The organism is Variovorax sp. 01T439_2 (assembly GCF_056398445.1).
Genome location: NZ_JBFTPJ010000626.1, coordinates 1 through 3609, shown reverse-complemented (window position 1 = coordinate 3609; position 3609 = coordinate 1). Strand labels below are relative to the sequence as shown.

The 3609-nt window shown below is 67.9% G+C and carries 4 protein-coding genes and 1 pseudogene; 2 read left to right on the top strand and 3 right to left on the bottom strand.

The window, feature by feature from the left end; genetic code table 11:
- Together AC1DOC_RS24640 and AC1DOC_RS24635 are read left to right on the top strand one after the other, a co-directional pair.
- A partial coding sequence (locus tag AC1DOC_RS24640) for a dicarboxylate/amino acid:cation symporter (protein ID WP_478130680.1) occupies nucleotides 1-591 on the top strand: 591 nt, incomplete at its 5' end.
- Nucleotides 592-599: 8 nt separating this feature from the next.
- Nucleotides 600-1520, top strand: a complete 921-nt coding sequence (locus tag AC1DOC_RS24635; RefSeq protein WP_418146814.1) for an amino acid ABC transporter substrate-binding protein — start codon at nucleotides 600-602, stop codon at nucleotides 1518-1520.
- A gap of 9 nt (nucleotides 1521-1529) precedes the next feature.
- Here the strand turns inward: AC1DOC_RS24635 and AC1DOC_RS24630 are convergent, their stop codons facing one another.
- From AC1DOC_RS24630 to hisH, 3 genes and pseudogenes are all read right to left on the bottom strand, one after another.
- On the bottom strand, nucleotides 1530-2702 hold the full coding sequence (locus AC1DOC_RS24630; RefSeq protein WP_018906515.1) for an AAA family ATPase: 1173 nt from the start codon (nucleotides 2700-2702) through the stop codon (nucleotides 1530-1532).
- A gap of 30 nt (nucleotides 2703-2732) precedes the next feature.
- Nucleotides 2733-3476 (bottom strand): 1-(5-phosphoribosyl)-5-[(5-phosphoribosylamino)methylideneamino]imidazole-4-carboxamide isomerase, encoded by a 744-nt coding sequence (gene hisA / locus AC1DOC_RS24625; protein WP_012746319.1) that lies wholly within the window; start codon nucleotides 3474-3476, stop codon nucleotides 2733-2735.
- A gap of 63 nt (nucleotides 3477-3539) precedes the next feature.
- Nucleotides 3540-3609, bottom strand: a pseudogene (hisH, locus tag AC1DOC_RS24620) (imidazole glycerol phosphate synthase subunit HisH); the annotation flags it as partial.

The following is a 3609-nucleotide window of genomic DNA, read 5'->3' as shown; positions in this document are numbered from 1 at the left end:
GTGCTGGTGTTCGCGGGCTTTTCGTTCCTGGGCCCGCGCGTGTTCAAGCTGCTGGCACTCATCAAGGAAGCCTTCCTGCTGTCGTTCGCCACGGCCAGCTCGGAAGCGGCCTATCCGAAGATCCTGCAGGCGCTCGACCGTTTCGGCGTGAAGCGCAAGATCTCGAGCTTCGTGATGCCGATGGGCTATTCGTTCAACCTGGACGGCTCGATGATGTACTGCACCTTCGCCGTGCTGTTCATCGCGCAGGCCTACAACATCCACATGCCGATCAGCACGCAGATCACGATGCTGCTGMTCCTGATGSTCACCTCCAAGGGCATSGCYGGCGTGCCGCGCGCCTCGCTSGTGGTGATTGCGGCCACGCTCAACCACTTCGACATTCCGGAAGCCGGCCTGCTGCTGATCCTGGGCGTCGACACCTTCCTGGACATGGGGCGCTCGGCCACCAACGCGGTGGGCAACTCCATCGCGACGGCCGTGGTCGCCAAGTGGGAGGGCGAGCTGCTCTCCGAGAGCGACGCGGCGGCCAATGCGACGACGCTCGACGCCGAAGCCTCGGCCACCCTCGCCCATCCGGCCCACGCGTGAGGCTCGCCATGAAGGCCAAGGCCGCGCTGTCGTTTCTTCTTGCCGGCCTGCTGGCGGCCGCTGCGCTGGTCGCGGCGACCCCGGCCACGGCGCAGCCGCAGGCCCCGGAGACCTTGACGGGCACGCTCGCCAAGGTGCGCGAGAGCGGCACCATCGCCATCGGCTACCGCGAGTCGTCGGTGCCGTTTTCCTTTCTCAATGCACGCCAGGAGCCTGTCGGCTATTCGATCGAGCTCTGCCGGGAACTGGTCACGGCCATTGAAGAGGCGGTGAACAAGAGCCTCGCGATCAAGTGGGTGCCGGTGACCTCCGATTCGCGCATCGATGCGGTCGAGCGCGGCACGGTCGATCTCGAATGCGGCTCGACCACCAGCAACCTCGAGCGGCAAAAGCGCGTGAGCTTCTCGCCCACCATCTTCGTCTCGGGCACCAAGGTGCTGGTGAAGAAGGGCTCGCCGATCAAGTCGTTCCGCGACCTGGCGGGCAAGCGGGTGGCCGTCACCGCGGGCACCACCAACGAGAAGACGCTGCGCGAGCTGTCGCAGAAGTTCAGGCTCGGCATCGACCTGCGGGTGGCGCGCGACCACGCCGATTCCTTCGGGCTGGTGAAAAGCGGCCAGGCCGACGCCTTTGCCACCGACGACGTGCTGCTCTACGGCCTGATCGCGCGCGACGCCGCCAAGGCCCAGTACGAGGTGGTCGGCGACTACCTCTCCTACGACCCCTACGGCATCATGTACCGCAAGGGCGACGCGCAATTGGCCAAGGTGATCAACGACACCTTCCAGGTGCTGGCGCAGGACGGCGAAATCGAGCGCCAGTACAAGCGCTGGTTCCTGCGCAAGCTGCCCACCGGGGAAAGCATCGACCTGCCGATGAGCGCGCAGCTGGAAGCCATCATCCAGACGATGTCGGTGAAGGCCGAGTAGCCCGCAGCCTCAGCGCACGGGCCACTCCCAGCGCGGGATCTCGCTCATGTCGAGGTTGGCGATGCGGGTTTCGCCGAAGCGCTTCTCGAGCACCACCGACTGCAGCTCGCCGCTGTCTTCGAGCGCGGCAATCAGCCGCGCGGCATGCGACACCACGATCACCTGCGACTCGCGCGCGGCCTGCGCGACGAGGCGGCCGAGCGCCGGCAGCAAGTCGGGATGCAGGCTGGTCTCCGGCTCGTTGAGCACCAAGAGCGCCGGCGGCCGGGGCGTCAGCAGCGCGGCAATCCAGAGCAGATAGCGCAGGGTGCCGTCCGAAAGCTCCGCCGCCGTCAGCGGCCGCAGCAGGCCGTGCTGGTGCATCAGCGTTTCGAAGCGGTCTTCGTTCACCCGCACCTGGATGCGGGCGCCCGGAAATGCGTCGTCCACGGCGCGGTCGAGCGCCTCGCCGTCGCCGATCTCACGGATGGTCTGCAGCGCGGCGGCCAGGTCGGCACCATCGTTGGCGAGCACCGGTGTGCGGGTGCCGAGCTGCGGCTGGCGCGCGGGCGCATCGGCGTCGGAGCGGAAGTGGTCGTAGAAGCGCCAGGAGCGCATCTGCTCGCGCAGCGCGAGCATCTCGGGTGCGGCGTGGGGATCGGCGTACTCGGTCATCATGCTGGCGAAGGCGGGAATCGGCCGGCCGATGGCCTGCCAGCCCTTGCCCTCGCGCAGGCGCAGTGCCGCGCCCCTGCGGTCGACCAGCTGCGCCGCGGGGCGCAGCAAGGGGCCGTGCCAGATGGTTTCGTGCTTGATCTCGGGGTCGCGCGAGAAGGCCGTCGCCGGGATCGGCGGCGGCAGGCCGATGTCGATGGCGTAGCCGAACTCATCGGCCTCGGTGCCGGCGAAGCCCAGCTTCAACGCGACCGGCTCGCTGCGGGTGGTGCCCTGCACCGGCGCATCGCCGCGCAGCATGGCGGCCGAGAAGCGCTCGGGACCGGCCCACAGGGTGGAGGAAAGCCCGCCCTCGCGCACCAGCGAGCGGATCGCGCCGCCGTTGGCAATCTCGGCCAGGAGCCGCATCGCGCGGTAGACGCTGGACTTGCCGCTGCCGTTGGGCCCGGTCACCACCGTGAGCCGTCCGAGCGGCACCGTCAGCTGGCGCAGCGAGCGGTAGTTGGCAATGGCAAGCGCGGAAAGCACGCCGCGCTACAGAAGAGGAAGGCGCCGGCCTCAGGCGCCGGCGAGCTCGTCCGCGCGGGCCTGCGCGGCGGCGAAGTCGAGGTCGCCCGAATAGATGGCCCGGCCGCAGATCACGCCTTCGACGCCCTCGGACTCGACCGCGCAGAGCTGGTCGATGTCGGCCATGTTCGACAGCCCGCCCGAGGCGATGACCGGAATGGTCAGCGCCTGCGCAAGCTTGACGGTGGCATCGATGTTGATGCCCGAGAGCATGCCGTCGCGGCCGATGTCGGTGTAGATGATCGATTCGACGCCGTAGTCCTCGAACTTCTTGCCCAGGTCGGCCACCTCGTGGCCCGTGAGCTTGCTCCAGCCGTCGGTGGCCACCTTGCCGTCCTTGGCGTCGAGCCCCACGATGATGTGGCCGCCGAAGGCCACGCAGGCATCCTTCAGGAAGCCGGGGTTCTTGACCGCCGCGGTGCCGATGATCACGTAGCGCAGGCCGTCGTCGATGTAGCGCTCGATGGTGTCCAGGTCGCGGATGCCGCCGCCCAGTTGCACCGGGATGTCGTCGCCCACCTCGCGCAGGATCGCCTTGATGGCCGCGTGGTTCTGCGGCTTGCCGGCGAAGGCGCCATTCAGGTCGACCAGGTGCAGCCGCCGCGCGCCGGCCTCGACCCACTTGCGGGCCATGGCGGCGGGGTCTTCGCTGAAGATGGTGGACTGGTCCATGTCGCCCTGCTTGAGGCGAACGCAGTGGCCGTCTTTGAGATCAATGGCGGGAATGAGGAGCATGGAAGTGACGCGAGTGTGCGGAATCCGGGCTGAGGAAGCTTCGGCCCGGGCGGGAATATAAGGTCAGGGATTCCAGTGGAGGAAATTTCGGTAGAGCTGCAACCCATGGTCCGCACTCTTCTCCGGGTGGAAC

What these genes read in the sequence shown, in the direction of transcription:
- AC1DOC_RS24635 (WP_418146814.1), top strand. Translation starts at nt 600, where the DNA reads ATGAAGGCCAAGGCCGCGCTGTCGTTTCTTCTTGCCGGCCTGCTGGCG.
- hisA (WP_012746319.1), bottom strand. Translation starts at nt 3,476, where the DNA reads ATGCTCCTCATTCCCGCCATTGATCTCAAAGACGGCCACTGCGTTCGC.